Annotated in this window: 23 protein-coding genes, 1 other RNA gene and 1 pseudogene; 9 read left to right on the forward strand and 16 right to left on the reverse strand. The window is 38.6% G+C overall.

Annotation, left to right across the window (positions count from 1 at the left end; all coding sequences use genetic code 11):
• Positions 1-18: 18 nt before the first annotated feature.
• The 6 genes from AAZO_RS39080 to AAZO_RS39095 all read right to left on the reverse strand — a co-directional run bounded on the left by AAZO_RS39080 (position 19) and on the right by AAZO_RS39095 (position 3939).
• Entirely contained in the window at positions 19-375 is a 357-nt protein-coding gene (locus AAZO_RS39080; protein WP_228371266.1) for an alkaline phosphatase family protein, read from the reverse strand.
• A 3-nt stretch (positions 376-378) separates the two neighbouring features.
• Positions 379-579 (reverse strand): hypothetical protein, encoded by a 201-nt coding sequence (locus AAZO_RS39085; protein ID WP_041641343.1) that lies wholly within the window; start codon positions 577-579, stop codon positions 379-381.
• Positions 580-879: 300 nt separating this feature from the next.
• Positions 880-2271 (reverse strand): asparagine--tRNA ligase, encoded by a 1392-nt coding sequence (asnS, locus tag AAZO_RS17380; protein WP_013192229.1) that lies wholly within the window; start codon positions 2269-2271, stop codon positions 880-882.
• Positions 2272-2380: 109 nt separating this feature from the next.
• Positions 2381-2725 carry a sll0565 family protein gene (locus tag AAZO_RS17385; RefSeq protein WP_013192230.1) on the reverse strand — a complete coding sequence of 115 codons (345 nt, stop codon included), beginning with the start codon at positions 2723-2725 and terminating at the stop codon, positions 2381-2383.
• An 87-nt stretch (positions 2726-2812) separates the two neighbouring features.
• A complete protein-coding gene (locus tag AAZO_RS39090; protein ID WP_228371267.1) occupies positions 2813-3268 on the reverse strand; it encodes a hypothetical protein in 456 nt (151 codons plus the stop codon).
• Positions 3269-3585: 317 nt separating this feature from the next.
• On the reverse strand, positions 3586-3939 hold the full coding sequence (locus AAZO_RS39095) for a hypothetical protein (protein WP_228371269.1): 354 nt from the start codon (positions 3937-3939) through the stop codon (positions 3586-3588).
• 303 nt (positions 3940-4242) lie between these two features.
• Between AAZO_RS39095 and AAZO_RS17395 the strand changes: the two genes are divergently transcribed.
• Positions 4243-4503: a DUF6439 family protein gene (locus AAZO_RS17395; protein WP_013192231.1), complete on the forward strand. Its 261-nt coding sequence runs from the start codon at positions 4243-4245 to the stop codon at positions 4501-4503.
• Positions 4504-4536: 33 nt separating this feature from the next.
• Here the strand turns inward: AAZO_RS17395 and AAZO_RS17400 are convergent, their stop codons facing one another.
• The gene (locus AAZO_RS17400) at positions 4537-4986 is read right to left on the reverse strand and encodes an ATP-binding protein (protein ID WP_013192232.1); all 450 of its coding nucleotides are present in this window, start codon (positions 4984-4986) and stop codon (positions 4537-4539) included.
• 427 nt (positions 4987-5413) lie between these two features.
• Positions 5414-6781, reverse strand: coding sequence for a 23S rRNA (uracil(1939)-C(5))-methyltransferase RlmD (gene rlmD, locus AAZO_RS17405; protein WP_013192233.1), 1368 nt, complete (start codon positions 6779-6781; stop codon positions 5414-5416).
• A gap of 183 nt (positions 6782-6964) precedes the next feature.
• Here rlmD and AAZO_RS17410 point away from each other — a divergent pair, with 183 nt between their 5' ends.
• Positions 6965-7450: an allophycocyanin subunit alpha-B gene (locus AAZO_RS17410; RefSeq protein ID WP_013192234.1), complete on the forward strand. Its 486-nt coding sequence runs from the start codon at positions 6965-6967 to the stop codon at positions 7448-7450.
• A 1452-nt stretch (positions 7451-8902) separates the two neighbouring features.
• A complete protein-coding gene (locus AAZO_RS34130) occupies positions 8903-9031 on the forward strand; it encodes a chemotaxis protein CheB (RefSeq protein WP_228371270.1) in 129 nt (42 codons plus the stop codon).
• Positions 9032-9143: 112 nt separating this feature from the next.
• On the opposite strand, the gene AAZO_RS17420 is transcribed toward AAZO_RS34130, so the two are convergent.
• The 5 genes from AAZO_RS17420 to AAZO_RS17440 form a co-directional block, all read right to left on the reverse strand.
• On the reverse strand, positions 9144-9746 hold the full coding sequence (locus AAZO_RS17420; RefSeq protein ID WP_013192236.1) for a cytochrome c oxidase subunit 3: 603 nt from the start codon (positions 9744-9746) through the stop codon (positions 9144-9146).
• 191 nt (positions 9747-9937) lie between these two features.
• Positions 9938-11605 carry a cytochrome c oxidase subunit I gene (gene ctaD, locus AAZO_RS17425; RefSeq protein WP_013192237.1) on the reverse strand — a complete coding sequence of 556 codons (1668 nt, stop codon included), beginning with the start codon at positions 11603-11605 and terminating at the stop codon, positions 9938-9940.
• 189 nt (positions 11606-11794) lie between these two features.
• A complete protein-coding gene (locus AAZO_RS17430; protein ID WP_013192238.1) occupies positions 11795-12721 on the reverse strand; it encodes a cytochrome c oxidase subunit II in 927 nt (308 codons plus the stop codon).
• An 85-nt stretch (positions 12722-12806) separates the two neighbouring features.
• A complete protein-coding gene (locus tag AAZO_RS17435; RefSeq protein ID WP_013192239.1) occupies positions 12807-13421 on the reverse strand; it encodes a DUF2231 domain-containing protein in 615 nt (204 codons plus the stop codon).
• Positions 13418-13918 carry a DUF2231 domain-containing protein gene (locus AAZO_RS17440; protein ID WP_013192240.1) on the reverse strand — a complete coding sequence of 167 codons (501 nt, stop codon included), beginning with the start codon at positions 13916-13918 and terminating at the stop codon, positions 13418-13420. The genes AAZO_RS17435 and AAZO_RS17440 overlap by 4 nt, the downstream gene beginning before the upstream one ends.
• A 1177-nt stretch (positions 13919-15095) precedes the next feature.
• Here AAZO_RS17440 and AAZO_RS17445 point away from each other — a divergent pair.
• Positions 15096-16012 (forward strand): annotated as a pseudogene (locus AAZO_RS17445) (FecCD family ABC transporter permease).
• A gap of 520 nt (positions 16013-16532) precedes the next feature.
• On the opposite strand, the gene AAZO_RS43980 reads toward AAZO_RS17445, so the two are convergent.
• Both AAZO_RS43980 and AAZO_RS17450 read right to left on the reverse strand, forming a co-directional pair.
• Entirely contained in the window at positions 16533-16697 is a 165-nt protein-coding gene (locus AAZO_RS43980; RefSeq protein WP_081462814.1) for a phage tail protein, read from the reverse strand.
• Positions 16698-16798: 101 nt separating this feature from the next.
• Entirely contained in the window at positions 16799-17356 is a 558-nt protein-coding gene (locus AAZO_RS17450; protein WP_013192242.1) for a 2'-5' RNA ligase family protein, read from the reverse strand.
• A 171-nt stretch (positions 17357-17527) separates the two neighbouring features.
• Here AAZO_RS17450 and AAZO_RS17455 point away from each other — a divergent pair, with 171 nt between their 5' ends.
• The 5 genes from AAZO_RS17455 (at position 17528) to queF (ending at position 19404) form a co-directional block, all read left to right on the forward strand.
• Positions 17528-17794, forward strand: a complete 267-nt coding sequence (locus tag AAZO_RS17455) for a YciI family protein (RefSeq protein ID WP_013192243.1) — start codon at positions 17528-17530, stop codon at positions 17792-17794.
• Positions 17795-17831: 37 nt separating this feature from the next.
• Positions 17832-17928: signal recognition particle sRNA small type (gene ffs / locus AAZO_RS31145), an RNA gene on the forward strand.
• Between the two features lie 25 nt (positions 17929-17953).
• Entirely contained in the window at positions 17954-18334 is a 381-nt protein-coding gene (locus tag AAZO_RS17460) for a phasin family protein (protein ID WP_013192244.1), read from the forward strand.
• Positions 18335-18531: 197 nt separating this feature from the next.
• Positions 18532-18939: a hypothetical protein gene (locus tag AAZO_RS17465; protein ID WP_013192245.1), complete on the forward strand. Its 408-nt coding sequence runs from the start codon at positions 18532-18534 to the stop codon at positions 18937-18939.
• A 42-nt stretch (positions 18940-18981) separates the two neighbouring features.
• Entirely contained in the window at positions 18982-19404 is a 423-nt protein-coding gene (gene queF / locus AAZO_RS17470; RefSeq protein WP_013192246.1) for a preQ(1) synthase, read from the forward strand.
• 174 nt (positions 19405-19578) lie between these two features.
• Here queF and AAZO_RS17475 read toward each other — a convergent pair whose 3' ends face one another.
• Positions 19579-19761, reverse strand: coding sequence for a hypothetical protein (locus tag AAZO_RS17475; RefSeq protein WP_013192248.1), 183 nt, complete (start codon positions 19759-19761; stop codon positions 19579-19581).
• Positions 19762-19800: the final 39 nt, after the last annotated feature.

Genomic DNA, 19800 nt, shown 5'->3' on the forward strand with positions numbered 1-19800 from the left:
TTTATCTTTATCCAGTCGCTAATGTATAGACTCATCAAAAATTATAGTTGGTTCACCTTTTTCCTGAGTCACATCTTGAATTAATGCTGGTCCCAATTTACCCACAGCGGCAGTGCTAAAACCTGATTTTTTCGGTACAGCTAAAAGACTAACTTCGTTCAGAAAGTTGTTACCGAATTGTTGGTTAACCTCTTTCAGAACTGCTTCATTTTCTAGAAATGGAACTAAACTATTTTTGGTGCTTTTAACAGGGGCTTTAACTGTAATAGTATTGCTAAAATTTCCTGTATCACCAAGATAATGACCTGTAGCAATAGCAGAAGCATTGGCTGTGGTAAAAGTAGGAAACACAGAATGGCTGTTAACATAATTCACACCCTATTCTTGAATTGACTGTAAAGTCGGTGTGTCAGTAGCATTAACAGTCATCGGACGCAAACCATCAGTCACAAAAATAACTGTATTGTGTGGCGGAGTTTGTCCAGTAAACACCTGAAACTCAGCAAAAACAGCAATTAAACAAACTAATAAAATAATCCAGCGATAAGCCTGTATTAGAATCCTTATAACCTTGCACATTTTTAGGACATGAAGATTTTAAACTCTACTGCATTAAGTTACACAGTTTATTGTCAATACTTCATAAAAGATCCACAGCTATAGAGAATAACCTTCAAGATGCTATAAGTAGGAAGGCACAAAAAAACCGTAGACGCGCAGCGGCTTCTCAAAGAGAAGTATGTAACGAGAAGTAAAATTTACCAAAAGCTCTTCCCTATTCCATGAGTGCGTCTTGCATCGCTTTTAACTTATAACGCTTTTAATTTATCAGGGGTGTGGGAGTTTAGCTAAACCCCTACTAACTACCTACAGCAATGATTAAAACTCTGCGCTTTGTGGTGTACGGGGGAAAGGAATCACATCACGAATATTCCCCATTCCCGTCATAAACTGTACCAATCTTTCAAACCCCAAACCAAAACCAGCATGGGGAACTGTTCCATAACGACGCAAATCTAAATACCACCACAGATCTTCTGGGTTCATACCTTGGTCTAAAACCCGTTTTTCTAACACATCCAGTCTTTCTTCCCGTTGAGAACCACCAATAATTTCCCCTATTTTCGGAACGAGAATATCCATAGCGCGGACAGTTTTCTCATCATCACTCAATCGCATATAAAAAGCTTTGATTCCAGCGGGATAATCTGTCACAACCACAGGCTTTTTAAACAGTTGTTCTGCTAAATAGCGTTCATGTTCTGATTGCAAATCAGTACCCCAAGTGACAGGATAGTCAAATTTAACATCAGCTTTTTCTAAAAATTTAACTGCATCAGTGTAACTTAACCGTTCAAATTGATTACTAATAATGTAATCAGCAGTTTCTAAGACTGTTCTATCAATACGTTCATTAAAAAATTCCATGTCTTGTGTACAAGTTTCTAATACATATTTAAAAATATATTTCAGAAACTCTTCCGCCAAATCCATATCACCTTCTAAATCACAAAAAGCCATTTCTGGTTCAACCATCCAAAATTCTGCTAAGTGACGAGAAGTGTTAGAATTTTCTGCCCGGAATGTGGGACCAAAGGTGTAGACATTGGTAAATGCCATCGCCATAATTTCTGCTTCTAATTGTCCACTTACTGTTAAATAAGCTGGTTTACTAAAGAAATCTTGACTATAATCAATGTCTTGATTTCCTGTGCGGGGAATTTTTTTAAAATCCAAATTGGTAACGCTAAATAGCTCTCCTGCACCTTCACAATCACTAGCGGTAATAATGGGAGTATGTACCCATAAAAAATCCCGTTCTTGAAAAAATTGATGAATAGCAGTCGCGCAAGCATTTCTCACTCGGAATACTGCACCAAAGGAGTTAGTTCGGGAACGAAGATGTGCAATGGTGCGTAGAAACTCAAAGGAATGACGTTTCTTTTGGAGGGGATAGGTTTCGGGATCAGCATCTCCGTATATTTTCAGAACATCAGCTTTTAATTCTATGCGCTGTCCTTTTCCTTGGGAAGCCACCAGCACACCTGATACTTCTACTGAAGCACCGGTATTGATTTGTTTTAAGATTCCTTCGTAGTTTGGTAAATCTTGGTTGATGACAATTTGCAAATTACCTAATGATGAACCATCATTAACTTCTAAAAACGCAAAACCTTTTAATTCACGCTTTGTTCTTACCCAACCTTGAATTAGTAAAGACTCATCAGGTTGACCAGTTCTTAATATTTCAGCAATGCGAGATTTTAGCATTTTCGACAATCAATTTTTATTTTGTTAATTTATATTTGTTACTATATATAATAATAGTAATTTTACTGGGAGATTGGGGATAGTCAACTGATAAACGACAACTGACTAATTAACTAATCCAAGACCTTAATAGCCAACCGATAATCACGCCTAAACCACCAAAACGGACAAATTGCCAAAATGGTCTTTTCAGGCTATTCCACGAAAATAACCGGCTTTCTAAGTTGAGTTCTAATACTTGTAACTGTTTTTGAATACGTTTTAACTCCTCCTTAACTTCTGGTGTCTGATTTTTATTTTGTTGGGGATTTTTTAATTCTTGTTGCCATTGTGCCTTTTTCTGCTGGTCTTGTTGCACTTGGGCATATCTTTCTTTCAAGAGTCGGAGGTCTGTTTCTAGTTCCTCCAGTTCCTGTTCAAAATCTGATTGCTGGTTATCTTCTAAATTAGTCATTGGTGATGAATCTTTAGCTATGATGATTAAATCTTGACACTCTCCGGGCTGTTCCCCCTTGGCGTTCCCAAAGGGTAGCTACGGAGATTATTCAGTAGCCCAAAAACGAACTCTTAAAGGCGTAGTGAATGCGCCGCTACTAACTCCATCAAGATTTAACCCCAATGTTACCTTTACCTTTTTCAGAATATTCGCTGCTCCATTTGCATCAGCATTGATGTAGAAATTATTAGCAGTACGATACAAGCCACGCTTGAGGCCCTTTCCTGATTCTTTCCACTTGTGGGGTTTTTCACCGTATTCAGGGAGAAAATCATGATCCAAAAAGGAAGCTTTATCTACAAATCGAAATTGTTCACACAGTTTAGCAATACGTTTTTTGAGTCTGGCTATAGGAATTTGAACAAAGTTTTGGTTAGTTTTTGAACCTAAATTAACTTCTTGTCTTTGCCCTTTATTCCAGCCAAACACGATAATACCAATACCTTGTTCAAGACAGTAGTTAATTACTAATCTAGCTGCTTTATTTACGGCATCACGCATCTGACGATTCCGTTGTTCAGTACTAGCTACTAGTCGATTACTTCAAAAACCTCGAGATTGATTCTCTTTGATATTTGAGACAAGTTTATTGAACCATTGGTTAACAGATCTTAGATGTTTACCATCAACAATAAATAATGAATGTGCCAAAATTAGAAATACAAGTTCAGCAATTGCTTATTTCTGTATCAATCCCAAGACATTTATCATTGTCTAGTAGTGGTGTTGTATTTGCTTATATTTTGCCAATGCACTCAGCATAAAAACAGCCCTTACGTGGTAATATCCTCACTTCTTTGATATCATCAAGGCTGAGATTAGTTAGATGGCATTTTTAGGCAAAAATCTGAGATATTAAACCATCTTTTAACTGTATTGCCAAGTGGAACTCGGATTCTGTTTTCAACTAGCTTCAATGCTTGTTTTGGATATGTTACCAAAGCTAAACCACTTTTTCTGTACTTGGGTAGTCTAGGTTTGTAAGTCAGTTGACCCCGCTTGTACTTTTTATCTAAAGTCTTAAAAGATTTCAATGCCTCAGCTACAGAAATTGAACTTTGCTGTACAACTTGTGAATAGAAAACGTGATAATGCTGATTGTTTTTGTATTCGTGAATCAAGTCGAATTTGTTAATGAGATTGCCTATTTTAAAAATATATTTGTCTGCCATAGTAAATACCTGACTTGGTTAATTTATTAGATTCAGAACAAATAAATTCTAAAACTGCCTTTAGCTCTTTGCCAGGGTTAATCAGATTTTTTTGACAACTGTACAAAAATATTACTTCCTTCCTCTTCTATAAACTGCTAGTATTTTAGCATTAAGAGACTGAGGAGTAAACGCCTCAACTGGCTTTCATCCCCGGGTTACAAGATATCGAACTCTAAAAACTTTTTGGCTTTGTAGGGTTTGATTGCGGAGTTTTCAGCCTTTTTTCTTATAACTTTTAATTTTAGCTTAGCACTTAGTCTTATGTCTCTAACCAGTCAACTCAATGAAATCAGTACCCTAGAATTGGCGCAAGCCCTGATGGAAAGGCTAAGTATCTCTCCTAATGATTGGCATCGTCTCAAATCTAACCGCAATGCGCGCGCTAGTGAACAATTAGCAGCTGCTATGGTGTTTCTCCTCCAAAATCAACCCCAAGAGGCACAAGCTAGGTTAGAACAGGCTGTAGGATGGCTAGATAAGTCAATTTCAGCCCCTCCTTGTCCGACTCACGGAAAAAGTTGAGGGTGTAGGGTCAATTATGATTTATGAGTTTGTTCACCGTCGCAAAGATAATAAACGACGGGTTTCTAGTTGTTTACAAAGTCTGAGTTCTGTTCCTTTGCGGTTCCACTCTACCTGATCAAAGATTTGATGAAGAAGAGACATTCCGCGTCCGCTTTCTGATTCATCCGGTGGTAGATATTCTGTGGGATCACAGTTGCAATCACAGGATGGAGTGAAGCCCCTACCTTGGTCTGAGATAATCCACCAATACTGATTATCTATCAAGGAAAAACGAACTACTACTAGTTTACTGGGATCAAGATTATTGCCATGTTTAGCTGCGTTTACTAGGGCTTCTTGAAGCCCTAATCGCAGTTCTGCTTGTAATGTTGTGGGAACATCTGCCAATAGTAAATCTAATATGGGACAAAGATAAAGAGTTGAGGCAAAACTAATAGTACCCCAATTACGTCCGACTGGACGGAGAGAAATGCTAATCACAAGAGAAACCCCGTAGCTTTTAATTAGCTAGACATCAGTTTGGTGTGACAGTCACCCTGATAAAAATCGAGGTGATCATGCTGCTTTCAAACTTGCGTCTGTAAAACTAAATTTTGAAAAGGCTGCGGAGCATTGACTCTACAGATAAGTTATTATTGCTTGGTTAAAAATCGGCTGGAATAATGCTGCTGGTGCAGCCAGCAATGAGTAAAATTGCTCTTTTTGGTAAGACTATGCCAATACTCATTTGTGCTGCCGATTTGTAATTTAGACAACTTAATTCATCTTTTTCAGAGCCTATGCAACTTCAATTTTTTTAAAGAAAAACAATTTTTATTTTTGACTTAATTAGATTTTAGCATTATTGGTAACCACTGGACGACAAATCTCCCATTTAAGTTTTTCTGAAGAATTAATTACTCTCAGGTTATTGGTCTCGCACCAGAAATGCTGCTGATTCGACGTGAGCCGTTTGGGGAAAAAAGTCGGCGGGCTGTACTCTTGTAAGTTTATATAGTCCATGTTCACAAAGTAATTTCAGGTCGCGGGACAGGGTGGCTACTTTACAAGTGACGTAAACAATCCGCGAAGGTTTCAGACTAAGTAAAGATTTGATAACATTAGCTTCACATCCTTTACGTGGTGGATCAAGCAATACGATATCTGGTATAATTCCCAAATTGGGGAGATTTTTTTCCACTGCTCCTACTTGGAATGTAACATTGTTAATTCCATTATGTTGAGCATTGAAAATGGCCTGTTCCACTGCTGCTGATTGCACTTCTAAGCCAATAACTTGGTGTGATTGTTTTGCTAGGGGTAAAGTCAAAGTGCCGATACCACAATAGGCATCAACTAAAATTTCGTTACCTTGGAAATTGAGTTCTGACTGAATTACCTGTAACAGTGCTTCAGCAGTCTCAGTGTACACCTGGAAAAAGGTTTCTGGGCGTACTTGAAATTCAATGTCCGCGAATTTTTCTCGCAGATGAGGAATTCCAGCAATACAAACTGTTTCATTACCAAATATAACATTTGTGCGATCACTATTGCGATTTAGACATACTCCCATCAAGTGGGGATAACGCTGTAACCATTCCTGTGCCTGGGTTTCAATGCCTGGTAAATTCTTATCTTTCACCACCAAAGTCAGCAGCATTTCCCCTGTACGGCGACCAATGCGTAAACCTAAATGGCGAATTGATCCTTGGTGACGAGTTTCATCATAAATTGACCAGCCGCGCTTTTGGATATCTAACTTTACCTCTGCCAATAAAGGATTTAAGCGTGAGTCTTGGACTGGACATTGATTTAAGTTAATTAGTTGGTGGCTACCTTTTTGGTAATAACCAGCTTGTACCTGACCTGTAGGAGATATACCAAGGGGGTAAGTAACTTTATTGCGATAAGCTAAAGATGAATCAGCGACTAACACGGGATCTACAGGTGGATTAGCAAAACGTCCAATGCGTTCCAAGGCTTGAATAACTTGATTTTGCTTGGCTGTAAGTTGGTAGTCATCATCAATATGTTGCCACTGACAACCTCCACATTTATCAGCAACAATGCAACTGGGTCTAATGCGGTGTGGAGATGGGATGAGGATTTGTTTGAGTATACCATGAGCATACTTGGGCTTAACATGGAGTAGCCTCACAAGAATGCGATCGCCCGGAACTGTATCTGTAACAAAAACCACACGCTGTTCAAAGCGTCCCACACCATCACCAGCGTCAGTTAAATCAGAAATTTCAACTTCAATTATTTCACCTTGCCGCCAAACTGTATTAGTCATTAGTCATTCGATTTTGGACTTTGGATTTTGGATTTAGTGATTGAAGATTTATTACAATTACTTCCTTAATATTGCCCAATCCCCAATCCCCAATCCTCAATCCCCATCTTCCCACACCCTTCACTTCTGTACCGCGAACTGGTTAAACTAGCAAATAATATTATTTCGAGTGATTACATAATCATGACTGTAATTAGCCAAGTTATTCTCCAAGCCGATGATGAACTGCGTTACCCCAGCAGTGGCGAACTCAAGAGTATCAAAGAATTTTTGCAAACAGGCGTACAGCTGACCAGAATAGCTGCTACCCTCTCCGAAAACGAAAAAAAGATAGTTCAGGAAGCAACCAAAAAACTTTGGCAAAAGCGCCCTGACTTTATCGCCCCTGGTGGCAACGCTTACGGTGAAAAACAACGTGCTTTATGTATCCGTGACTTTGGCTGGTACTTACGCCTCATCACCTACGGTGTACTTGCTGGTGACAAAGAACCAATTGAAAAAATCGGTTTAATTGGTGTGCGGGAAATGTACAACTCTCTGGGCGTTCCTGTCCCTGGAATGGTAGAAGCTGTTAATTCCCTTAAACAAGCGGCCTTAGATTTATTGGGTGCTGAAGATGCAGCTGCTGCTGCACCTTACTTTGACTACATCATTCAAGCAATGTCATAATACTCAGTTTGTAATGGTTCTAGCAGTATCGGACATCAGCACTCGATACCGATAACATTCCTCATTTGATTATAACTTCCCCACACTTAGTAGTGGCTATGGCAAAATACTTGTCAGGTTATTAACAAGTAGTGGGGATATTTTGATAGAAGAAGTCAGGAGTTCAGGAGTATGGCTTCCACGCTATGCCTACGGCACGCTCCGCGTTCATGCAGTGTCCCGAAGGGATAAGCTGCACTAGATTACCTATGGCTTACAGCACGCTGCGCTATCAGTATGACATAAGTCGAAGTTTCACCCGTTTGCAGTCTATCAGGAATTCAGGAGGAATAGATTATTATGCCCATTTCCCTTATCTCCCTCATCTCACCTATCTCCCCCACACCTTATTTTCTGTTACCGACGACAAAAAACCGACAGGTATAAAGCTGTCGGCCATTAGTGTGTTCCCTATTAATGACTCGGCTAGAGTTCACTTATCTGTGATTATGCCAAGATGCTCACTATTAGAGGAGGATCTTAATCATGTGAAATTGTGATTGGAATCATAAGGAAAAGTGATTTTAATCACCCTTTCTTTACCCAAATAATGCATAGATTTCAGCGATTTATTGATCAAAATACACAGCGTATTCATGAAAGCTGTAACAGTAATAGCGACAGAAAAGTCAACCTATTTGTAATAACTGAAACGGCTAATAGCAAATGTCTATTGATTTTTTAAAAGTAATATCGAGCATACTTGTTTGAAGTTTAAATACTGCTTGTAGAAATCAACTAGGAAAGCAAGATTAGATTTATGTAAAAATACCCTTATACCTGAAAATACACCGATAGCAGCTAATCATGAATCTCAAAAAATAGGCTGTCTCAAAAAACAACCACAATCTCTATTGAAGGAGAAAGTACTCGTGTAAGTTTGCAAATTTATTAACATGAAAATTTACTAACCACTTATTTTCCTTATCCAGATTTTATTGCTGAATCAGGATCTTCAGGTGAGGGATAATCAGTTAGATTTATTCCGAAGTTCGGAGGTAACAAAAACGAAAATACTTATATTGATATCGCTTTTTTAAATTATTTGATAAATACAGAAAAAGTAAGAAAATTTATTAATGGTAAAAAACAGTTAATTTCGTATAATAAATGGGGTATTATGAATCGGACCACAAAAGTTCCCTATTCTTGGTCAAAGGAAAAGTATTGTTGGTGAGATTTATTTGGGAGAACAAAAAGGCAAAGTATTTTACGTCATCACCCATTTACCAGTGGAATATGGAGATAGCTTTGAAACAAGAGCAGATTTGATTTTCAAAAATCTGGAAATAGGTGGGTAAAGCCAATACACACGGATGCCTACTAACACAAATAAAAGTAACAACGATGAGTACTAGGGTAGAGGGATAATGCTTCTGCGTAACGTAGAATCCCACACCCCTAATTTCATACTTGGAAGGGAGTAGCAGGACTTGTGTAGTCTATGGTATGCCCAAAGCCGCAGTGGAAGTAGGTGCAGCGGTCCAGATTTTACCAGTTGAGGTGATCCCACAAGCTTGTACAAAATCTTTAAATAAGTAGGCTATTTCCCCAAATAGATGATTTTAAAATAATGATATAAATACATGGATAAGGGTTTAGCATTCATTGCTAAACCCCTACATAATATATTGCTTTCTGCGTACTAAAATGCCTACTGCCAAACGTAGATAAGCAGAAATAAAATAATCCAGATAACATCAACAAAGTGCCAGAACAAGGAAGTTGAATTAACACCAAAGTGACCTGTATCGTAATTACCGGGAATGAAAGAACGAATTAAAATCATGCATTGCAACAAAATCCCGGTCAAGACGTGCAAACCGTGAAACCCAGTTAACAGGTAAAACATCCCGCCAAAAGTACCGGAAGTAAAGCCAAATTTTAATTCACTCCATTCCACAGATTGACCATATAAAAAGTAGCTACCCATCACTATTGTAGCCAACAAAAACAGGCGAAATCCTTGTAAATTTTGGCGCTGTAGGCATCTTTCAGCGAAGTAAATTACAAAGCTACTAGAAACCAGAATAATTGTGTTAATTGTAGGTGCTATAGTTTCTAATCCCTCAACACCAGCAGGTAGCCAGTTAACTGTTGTGGTTTTGTAGATAATATAGCCAGCGAAGAAACTTAAAAAGATGACGCTTTCTGATAACAGAAAGATAATAAAACCAAACATTTTACTACCTTCTTCATCGTGTTCATGTTCATGGGCAACATGATGCAATTCCTCACGGTTAATAGAACTATCCATTGGTGAAATTCTCCTTTTGAGTTTCAAACGCAGGGTTATAAAAACAGAGCAGGTATTTAGGACATCAACTAATCCTAAGAATTAGATACTAAAAGACTTTTAGCACTGTCACTTGTGACCTGTTACCTGCTATAAAAGCAGAGGGTACGCAGAGGTTTTCTGTGTCCTTCTTTTTCTCTGTATTATTCTGGCTAGTTTAATGTTGTATGGTTTTCTAGGTTAGCGGTTAATGGTTCTGATTTCCCGTAACCGTAGGGTTCACTAATAATGATGGGAATTTCTTCAAAATTCTCAACAGAAGGAGGTGAAGAAATCAGCCATTCTAAACCAATTGCTCTCCAAGGATTATCAGGTGCTTTTTCACCTTGCGTCCAAGAAACCAAAATATTGAATATGAAGGGTAAGGTGGACATTCCTAATAAGAATGCACCAAGACTAGCGAGAACATTCCAAAATGTATATTCTGGTACGTAAGAAGCAACTCGCCGTAACATCCCTTGCAAACCTAATGGGTGCATGGGTAAGAAGTTTAAGTTAGTACCAATGAATGCTAACCAAAAATGAATTTGTCCCCAACCATCATTAAACATCCTTCCTGTCATTTTGGGGAACCAATGATAGATGGCTGCATACATTCCCATTGTCACTGTTCCGTACAGAACATAATGGAAATGACCTACTACAAAATAGGTGTTATTAACGTGAATATCTACTGGTATAGAAGAAAGCATAATTCCTGTGATACCAGCAAAAATAAACATGATTAAACCACCCAAAGCAAACATCATTGGTGTGGTTAATCTAATTTTTCCACCCCAAATTGTTGCTACCCAAGCAAATACTTTAATCCCTGTAGGAATGGAAACAAACATGGTTGTGAACATGAAAATTAACCGCATCCAGTCAGGGGTACCACTAACGTACATATGGTGTACCCAAACAATGGCACTAACTACGGCAATTAACATGGAAGAAATCGCAACTACCTTATAACCAAATAAAGGCTTGCGAGAATAAACGGGGAATATTTCTGAAAAAATCCCGAAGACGGGGAGAATAATTACATAAACTGCAGGGTGGGAATAAAACCAGAAATAATGCTGAAACATCACCGGGTTTCCACCTTTGCTGGGGTCAAAAAAGGCAGTTCCAACGGTTAAGTCAAACAGCAACATGACCGCACCAGCAGTTAAAGCGGGAAGTCCAAATAATTGAATGATTTGGGCGCTAAAAACTGCCCAGACAAATAAGGGCATTCTAAAAAATCTCATTCCCGGCGCACGCATTTTTACAATGGTGGTGACAAAATTTACCGCGCCCATAATAGAAGAAACACCGGAAGTAGCTACTGCTAATAACCAGAGAACTTGTCCATTAATTAAGTGACCTGTGGGGTTTTGTAAACTTACGGGGGGATAAGCCCACCAACCAGCTTGGGCGGGTCCACCAGGTACAAAAAAGCTGGACATGAGGAGAATTCCCACTACGGGAACCATCCAAAAGGCAACGGCGTTGAGGCGAGGAAATGCCATATCTCGCGCCCCAATCATGATGGGTACGAGATAGTTTGCCAAACCAACTAGTGAGGGAAATGTCCACAGGAACAGCATAACTGTACCGTGCATTGTGAACATTCCATTATAAACTGTACGGTCGATTAAATCAGATTCGGGGGTGATAAGTTCGCTCCGCAAAATCATGGCGAAGATACCACCAATGAGGAAGAAGATAAAAGAGGTAACGAGGTATTGAATACCTATTACTTTGTGGTCTGTGCTGAATGTGAAATAGGTTTTCCAGTCGTTTGGTGGTTCGTGATGATGTGATTCACCAGTAATGTCAAGAGGGATGTTTGTCATGGGATTTGAGATTTTAGATTTGTAAATGATTCTGGAAATCCTGATTCAGACAAAATGAAAGTTTCGCGCAAAGAAGCAAAGTAAGAATTAATTAACCATCAAGAGCAACAAAAAATATCTCTGAAAACCTTTTTCCTTCGTGTTCTTCGTGCCTTCGTGGTTCATTTTTTTCGTACTTGTGCGTAGCTTCTAACCCGAAAAGTTAACTACTGGAGGTGCAGCAGGTTTGACGGTTCCCCAACCGGTTTTTATCCTTTGGTTGCTCGTTTGGGCGTATTCGCTGGCTGCTTGATTTTTGGCGGGGGTGGGTATGTGGCTTGCAGCTTTTGTTAACCATTCGTGATACTCTTCTGGAGTTTCTACAATCACGTTGGCTTGCATGGTTGCAAAGTATGTACCACTATATTGGGAGTCGGTAAGACTATATTTACCGGGGCGAATCGGTGTAAATTCAAAGTTGATGGTTCTACCGGGAACAATGTCTTGTTTGAGGCGGAAAGCGGGGATGTAAAACCCGTGGAGTACGTCTTCTGATTGTAGTGCTAAACGGACTCTGCGATCGCTCGGTAAATGCAATTCTGTACTTGTAATTCCCTTTTCAGGATAATGGAATACCCACGCCCATTGTTTGGCCAGTACGTCAATTTTTTCTAAGGGTTCGCTTACAGTCTCAGCTGGTGTTTCTTCTTCTTGTGCATAACCAGTTTGCATTTGCATAGGGTTATGCAGATGGACTAGGTGAGATGGTCCCTGAATCCCCATTTGCTCATACACTTGATAACTGTAAGCTGCAATCCACAACACCAACATGACAGGGATAGCTGTCCACACCACTTCTAGGGTGACATTACCTTCAATATGTGGACCATCACTCATATCATAATTTTTAGCGCGGTGGAAAGTAATAGAATACAAAACTGTACTGGTGACAGCCAAAAAAATGAAAGCACCCAACGTCACCAAAAAGCTAAACAAATCATCAATCAGATGCGATTCAGCCGCAGCTTGGGGGGGAAGCCAAGAATAAGCTTGTTTACCGATGAAAATACTCGTAATTGTGACGACAAGCCCCCCCGTCATCAAGGTCAAAAGATTTAAAATCAGCCGGATCTTCATAATTAGTCATTGGTCAGTTGTCAATTGTCAGTGGTAATTGGTGATTAGTGATTGGTAATTGGGTATTCATCCCAGTCCCCACTCCCTAATTCCCAGTCCCCAATACCTTATTTATGTCTTGTCCCATTCTCAATAAGTTATCGGCTGTGTTATGAACGCCAAATTCACCTGCTAATTGCGCTCCTAATGTGCCGTGTAAATACATAACAAACATGATGGAAATGCCCGCAAGTATATAACTCCAGCGCACTTGTATATCTGAGTCTTTGCAGGAAATATAACGTTGCCATCCTCTCCAAAAGGTCATCCCAATTATCAACGCTAATAGGAAAACTCCGCCCACACCATGCCACATCATGGTTTCCATTGCTTGCAAACCCCAAGAACTTTTTAAGTTTGCTGGTGGAGTTGCTAACAACATTTCATAAAAACCAGCTGCAACTGTGAAAAAAGTGATCACGGCTGAAGCTACCATGTTGTACCAACCAACTTCAAATAATTGGGCGCGTTCAACAGCTAAACCCAAATATTTAAACAGCCAGTTTTCTAATGGGAAAAGTACACCAGCGACATCAAAGATAATACCAATGATGAATAATCCCAAAGTCAGGTGAACTAAGTTAGGATGAATAGGAATTGTGTAAGGTAATCCATTTGCTCCCATTTGGGCGCTGACTTGATCAATTAATTCTGAGTTCATGGTAAGATTCCATCCTTTACGGCTTCCACAACTGGTACTGTGTGTATTCCATAAACCCACACCAATTCATCACCAAGATATACTTGAAAACCAACAATGATGGTTAAAAGTAGCGCCACAGCTAAATAATGAATTGGTAATCTTTGGGGGTCACGACTGCGGAGTACATAGCGCCAAGCTGTAATTGCAGTAAGAATTCCTGACAGTGACCAACCAATTAAGGTGTGGTAATTTAATACTGATTTGACCAGGTTATAAGGCTTGGCCAAACCAGCTTCAAATTGACCGAAGATAATGGCAATGAAAATGGATACTGTGGCTACAAATAAATTCCACCAACCTACTTCAAAGAAGCGGGTTTTTCCAGTTAAGAAGCCAATTAAATCACAGAAAAATGCAAACAATATCATCGCAACTACGAAGTGAACTACGATGGGATGCAGTGGATCTGGATACGGTAAATTGTGGTCGTTAAGTGCCGTTAAAGACTCTAACATAAAATTCTCCCGGACTTGTTTACTACTCGTCAAACAAACTCGAACAATTACTAAATAACCGATCACTATCACTAGTAACAATTACGGTTAAACCAGAGTTTGGAGAATATCTGTATGAGGCTATCCAGTCAATCTGGTGTGAAAGTTATATTGCTAGATACAGCAGATTGCAGATCAATGAGGTACAGAATCTAGATTGAAACCTAGACAGCAATAGAGTTTTACTCCTGACTTTTGACTCCTGACTCCTGCTATAAGTGATTTCCTGGCAATTTGTAGTGAATGATTTGAGGTCAATTACTCTGCTCATGAAAACATTCTGCAACAGCAATTCTCGATGTAGCTAAACTAAATTGCTGTTGGGACTTTGATTTACTAAACCTATTTTTTAGGTGACGTAAATTTTTATAAATTGTCAAAGAACTAAAAGTTTAACTTTTAGAATCAGTAGACAGGAAGAAAGGAAATCAATACTGCACACCTGTTCTGCACCTTGGAATTTTAACTTGGCTTGGGAAAAGGTTAGAGGTTACGAGTTACAGGTTTTTTATTTCCCTTAAACCCTTGCCATTATCCCATTGAACCGACAAGTCTTGGAAAGAGAATATGATAATTTCACTACCCTTGCTTTCTTTAAATATTATGAAATAAAAAGAAATGATTTTGATGTCTAGTACTGTACATTTAAGAAATATTACTTTGTCTTATAAATAACAGAACTTTAGATTATTCCCGGTATTGATAAACAACTGTCTATAGGACTCATATTCAATTTTCACGAAAGTCTTGTGTGCTTTACAGTTGAAGATAACTGTAATTAAAGTATGAAAATTTTTTCGAAAGTCGGGGATATTCTACAGCAGATTACGGATCAATTAGGCACAGAATCTAAATTGAAAGCTAGACAGCAAGAGCCTTTTATTCCTGACTCGTGACTCCTGCTGTAATTATGATTCATTTTATGTCCGGTTAATTAGTTATAATTCCCAAATCTATCTATGCAAAAAACTAGAAACCTTTATCCTGCTAACTTAGTGATAAGCATTTAGCTTAATATAATAAATATCATATTTTTTGGATCCAGAGAAAAATAACTTCTCAAATTACTGATATTATCTATCTTTAATGAAAATAAAAAATGCAGACAATTTTCCTATAACATCGCCTAATCTAGGCAATTTTACTTCTTACTAGCGCCTTGGTAATCACCCTTGTACTTTCCCTTTCTCAAGGAGCAGGCACTTTTAATATCTCTGAATTTTACCAAGCACTGACATGCCAAGGAGACCCAATTAAACAGACTATTATTTGGGACTTACGCTTACCTCGCATTGTCGCAGCATTAATTTTTGGCGCGGTTTTGGGAATGTCTGGAGCATTGTTGCAAGGAATGTTACGTAATAGTTTAGCTGACCCTTTTATATTAGAAATTTCCGCAGGTGCAGGACTAATTGTAATTATCATGATTGTTTTACAAGTTTTCCCTATAGCCATTCCTTTCGCAGCATGGTTGGGTGTAGTTTTGACTTCTGCTATAGTTATTTATGTCGGTCGTACTGATGGGAGAATTGCTGTAGAAAGATTGATTTTAGGAGGGGTTGCTGTTAGTGCTTTATTTAGTTATGTGCAGAGTACGCTCTTATTAATGGCTGAAGATTGACAGTTACAAATCGGGTTAAGCTGGTTGGTTGGTAGTTTAAATGGTCAGAGTTGGACAGAAATTTCTACACCTAGTCCTTATATTATTGTGGCTTTATTGTGCGGTTATTTGTTAGCGCGATCGCTCAATGTTTTAGCATTAGGTGATGATTTAACTGTAGGGTTGGGAGTTTCCTCCTTATTGCCAGCGAGTTGATTAGTTGGCGGTATTGCCACTTTATTAGCTGCAGGTGCTGTTAGTATCGCTGGTTTAATCGGGGTTTTGTCAGTTTACTAGTTCCTCATGCGGTGCGTTTAATTATAGGAACAGATAACCGTCTTGTTTTACAATTCTCAGCATTAGCTGTTGCATGGTTACTGATGTTTGCAGATTTATTAGCGCGACTGGGTGCAGTAGAACTTCCTGTAGGTTCACTGACTGCTTTGCTGGGTTGACCGTTGTTTATTTAGTTGCTTTATCGTCGTTCTGGTGGAGTGAGTAAGTTTTAATATCGAATTCGTTTGTAACTTCTTGTAAAAGAGCAAAACAGGGAGCTAATTTTTCTATCAGTTGGATGATTCATGGGACGATACTCAACTTTATTCTTCTTGATTGATCTAAGAGTTTACCGTCCCCTTAACTGGTACTATTCAAGCAAAGCTAATCTACTTGTGTCAAAAATAGTTTAGCCTCAACCAGGCTCCTGCATTTTAAACCCGCTTCAACATTACTAGCAGGATTTCTATATTTTACAAATGTCTCTTCAATTTGATCCCACTGCTTTTTTGCAAGACTCTAGTAATGCTCTGGAAATTAGATACACTATAGAGGTTAGCACGTAATACTAAGTTATATAAAGCACCCTGTTGGTGTTCAATTTGTTCAAGACAGGAATTCTTTGCAGTGGTGCTAAATAGCTTTTCTCTAGCTGCATCATCAATAACTCTTCTGCTTCTTCTTTGGTAATTGTTTCACCTAATGCCTTAGAAGGTGTCTATTACCTGCATAGATTGTACCAGGAATGCTAAACAGAGCAGTGTTCTCAGGGATGGAAAGAAGTTGACCATCACAAAATACCCAGTATTTGGGGGCAAAGTTGCCTGCAAACATCCTAATTTCACTGATAAAAGGTTCAGACATAGGAACTTACCTGATCAAGATTTGACACTCTAGAGTATCAAACCTATCTTGGTAGATATAAATATTCTGTATAAAAAGTCTGAGCAACAACTTATTTAATCTTAATGATTTTGGATTGAAGACGAAAAAGAAAACTCTGATTTGATATTCCACCGTTTACCGTCGTGCACTAGCAAGGTAAGATAAGTCGCGGTAAATTCAAAATATAACTGACGTTCTTTAAATTCTGGCCAAGCAGCGTGAAAATTCTGTTTTGCTAAGTCCCGAAACGCAACTGTTAAATGGGGCGTAAAGGGACGACTTTGGTCAACTTTATCAACAAAACCTAAATTATTTTCTACATCAGTCATTAAATCTGCTTGTAGTGATAAGAGTGCTTGAGTTTTAACAACATCAATGTATATAACACGCGGAACAAAAGCGGCAAAATTAATAAGTATTATCGGTACTGACTGTCTGTTTTCAGCAAAATTTTTGAGGGATGATTCTAAAAGTGTTAAATTCTGATCTACCATTTTAAATGGTGATTGTAGGGTGATATGTGGTGGAGAATTTTGTGCGCCACGACTAGCATATTTATCGATGAAATACTGTTTAACTTCGTTGGCGTAGTCCTGAATCTCTTTCGGTGGTAACAGGGCAATAAAAAAGCGACTCATCAGATTTTCGATTTGGGATTTTTATCGGTAATAGATATCTAACTGCTTTGAAAAGTCGGAGATACGGATTTTATTAAGTTAAATGATAACGTAAATAGATCAAGAACAAAAAAGATGAGAATAAATTATGATAATTTATTCTCAGTCCTAAATCGAAAATCTCAAATTGATATGCCCTGGTTTGTAAAGATTGAAGCAGGTAGAGTGCATAAACCAACCTTTGATCAATATGTCCCCGCCCACACAGCTTATGTACAAGAATTGATAAATAAAGGACATAAAGCCAAAACCGGCTATTGGGTGCAACGGGGTGGGGGCATGATGCTCTTTGAGGCAGCTTCCATGGATGAAGCCCTGGCGATAGTAGCTGCTGATCCCTTGGTACAGAACGATTGTGTCAGTTATAAACTTTACGAATGGCAAATTGTTATGGAATGACACACAATTACAAACTTTTGATGCTATGATTATTGAAGACCTGGATCTATGCGACTTCAACGCCCAAACCTTGTCAGAACCGGAAGGTAGCAGCAATAAGGGATGCTTGTGGTAGGCGTAGTCTCCGGGTCACCCCATTTTTAGGAGTGCTTTGCAGCAATGCCTGGTTTTGGAGATATTGTTCAAAAGGCTTTTTACCTTGGTGTAGGCTTGGCTTCTTACGCTGGTGAAAAAGCAAGGGGGAAATTAGCCGAACTGCGATCAGAAGTCCAAAAACTGGCTGACGAAATGGTGGCTAAGGGCGAAATGAATACAGAAGAAGCTCGTCATTTCGTAGAAGATATGATGAACCAAGCCCACCAGCCCCCAAGATCTGGTGAAACAACGGAAAAAACAGCCCCTTCTGAACCTCGTCGCATCGAAATTTTGGAGGTAGATGAAGAACTAACTGTCAAAGAAGCCCCAAAAGAAAACGTGGATCACCTACGTCAGCAAGTTCTAGAACTACAACAAGAGTTAAAACAACTCAAAAAGAGTTAAAACAACTCAAACGCGTCAAACGCGATCAGTAAAGGCAGATGATGGATTTTGCGATCACTATTAAGTTGTTACTTTTTAGTTTGGGAAAGGCGTTATACCCAAAACTGGTTTGATGTGCATTCCTTATTGCCTACTCTTGCATTTAGAACCAGGTGTCCAGAAGCGCCATATTGATAGCCAGTAAGACTGTTAAGCTTATGGAACCGTGGCAAAAAGACTTAATTGATATCATCGAAACTGTGGCTGATGAAGTAGAAAGCTTCTTCCAAGGAATTAATGACATGGTAGATGCATTTTTTGAGCTAACAGAAGAAATTACTGAACAAGTACACAACAACATTGCTACAGATCTTGACCAGTATTTACAGGAATTAGCTGAACCGCTTCTGGAAGTTTACTGGGAACTAGAAGACATAGTAGCAGATGTAGATCCTGGTTTTCCCTATACAGTAGAAGCCACAAGCGAACACCAACCAGCTTGTATAGGTTGTAGTAATTATCATGGTCAAGTTTATGGTGGTAATTTGTTAGTTTGTGCCATACACCCCCAAGGTTGGGATGAAGCGAGTTGTCCAGATTGGGAAAAAAATCACAGAGAGTGTTAAATTAGTATTTATGAATCTCTCCACTTTTTCAAGCATAATTTTATGAGTAATTCTTTGCCTGACACTGTAACCCCAGTAAATCAAGAAATGAAATATGGTGAACGCGAGATAGCGGAAGGACAACTAATCATATTCCCTAATCCGCGTGTGGGTAGGCGTTATAATATTGACATTACTTTACCAGAATTTACTTGTAAATGCCCGTTTTCCGGTTATCCAGACTTTGCAACTATTCATATATCCTACATCCCTGATCAACGAGTAGTAGAGTTGAAGGCTTTAAAACTGTATATTAATAGTTATCGTGATCGCTACATTTCTCACGAAGAATCAGCAAATGAAATTTTAGATGATTTTGTAGCTGCTTGCGATCCTTTAGAAATGACAGTAAAAGCTGATTTTACTCCCCGTGGGAATGTACATACTGTTGTGGAAGTAAAACACAAAAAAGAAGTGATTTTTTAATAGAGAATATGTTTGTAGTGAGGAGTTAAGTCCGGACTACAAACTATTCCTGAAAATGGTTCTCTTTAAATATCCTTAATCAAGGAAAATATTTTTTTGAAGACTTTTTTGTCTTCTGTTACCCATTGTCCTAATTCTTGAAATGCTACTTTTTTTATATTCATCTAAATCAACTTAGATTAAGTTTCTTTTTTCAAGATTTTCTCTTGCTTTTAGTAGACATTGTTTGTTTACTTCTGATTGAAAAAGATAGGTTGTTTCATCTTCTACAATTGTCCCTTCTGCTAAATCAGTTGTAGGTAATTCAATCTTGCCATTTTTACCAACGTTTGCCTTTTGTTTAATCCCAGTGAGCATAATTTCTGCTTATTTCCTTGTTTATTCTAATAAAAACAT

The organism is 'Nostoc azollae' 0708, from assembly GCF_000196515.1.
GTDB classification, from domain to species: domain Bacteria; phylum Cyanobacteriota; class Cyanobacteriia; order Cyanobacteriales; family Nostocaceae; genus Trichormus_B; species Trichormus_B azollae.

Coding starts and splice junctions, on each gene's coding strand:
- AAZO_RS39085 (WP_041641343.1), bottom strand. CDS start 579: ATGTGCAAGGTTATAAGGATTCTAATACAGGCTTATCGCTGGATTATT.
- AAZO_RS17475 (WP_013192248.1), bottom strand. CDS start 19,761: ATGCTCACTGGGATTAAACAAAAGGCAAACGTTGGTAAAAATGGCAAG.
- AAZO_RS39090 (WP_228371267.1), bottom strand. CDS start 3,268: ATGCGTGATGCCGTAAATAAAGCAGCTAGATTAGTAATTAACTACTGT.
- rlmD (WP_013192233.1), bottom strand. CDS start 6,781: ATGACTAATACAGTTTGGCGGCAAGGTGAAATAATTGAAGTTGAAATT.
- queF (WP_013192246.1), top strand. CDS start 18,982: ATGAGTAATTCTTTGCCTGACACTGTAACCCCAGTAAATCAAGAAATG.
- AAZO_RS17460 (WP_013192244.1), top strand. CDS start 17,954: ATGCCTGGTTTTGGAGATATTGTTCAAAAGGCTTTTTACCTTGGTGTA.
- AAZO_RS17395 (WP_013192231.1), top strand. CDS start 4,243: ATGTCTCTAACCAGTCAACTCAATGAAATCAGTACCCTAGAATTGGCG.
- AAZO_RS17385 (WP_013192230.1), bottom strand. CDS start 2,725: ATGACTAATTTAGAAGATAACCAGCAATCAGATTTTGAACAGGAACTG.
- AAZO_RS17440 (WP_013192240.1), bottom strand. CDS start 13,918: ATGTTAGAGTCTTTAACGGCACTTAACGACCACAATTTACCGTATCCA.
- AAZO_RS17450 (WP_013192242.1), bottom strand. CDS start 17,356: ATGAGTCGCTTTTTTATTGCCCTGTTACCACCGAAAGAGATTCAGGAC.
- AAZO_RS17455 (WP_013192243.1), top strand. CDS start 17,528: ATGCCCTGGTTTGTAAAGATTGAAGCAGGTAGAGTGCATAAACCAACC.
- AAZO_RS17430 (WP_013192238.1), bottom strand. CDS start 12,721: ATGAAGATCCGGCTGATTTTAAATCTTTTGACCTTGATGACGGGGGGG.
- asnS (WP_013192229.1), bottom strand. CDS start 2,271: ATGCTAAAATCTCGCATTGCTGAAATATTAAGAACTGGTCAACCTGAT.
- AAZO_RS43980 (WP_081462814.1), bottom strand. CDS start 16,697: ATGTCTGAACCTTTTATCAGTGAAATTAGGATGTTTGCAGGCAACTTT.
- AAZO_RS17465 (WP_013192245.1), top strand. CDS start 18,532: ATGGAACCGTGGCAAAAAGACTTAATTGATATCATCGAAACTGTGGCT.
- ctaD (WP_013192237.1), bottom strand. CDS start 11,605: ATGACAAACATCCCTCTTGACATTACTGGTGAATCACATCATCACGAA.
- AAZO_RS17410 (WP_013192234.1), top strand. CDS start 6,965: ATGACTGTAATTAGCCAAGTTATTCTCCAAGCCGATGATGAACTGCGT.
- AAZO_RS17435 (WP_013192239.1), bottom strand. CDS start 13,421: ATGAACTCAGAATTAATTGATCAAGTCAGCGCCCAAATGGGAGCAAAT.
- AAZO_RS39095 (WP_228371269.1), bottom strand. CDS start 3,939: ATGGCAGACAAATATATTTTTAAAATAGGCAATCTCATTAACAAATTC.
- AAZO_RS17420 (WP_013192236.1), bottom strand. CDS start 9,746: ATGGATAGTTCTATTAACCGTGAGGAATTGCATCATGTTGCCCATGAA.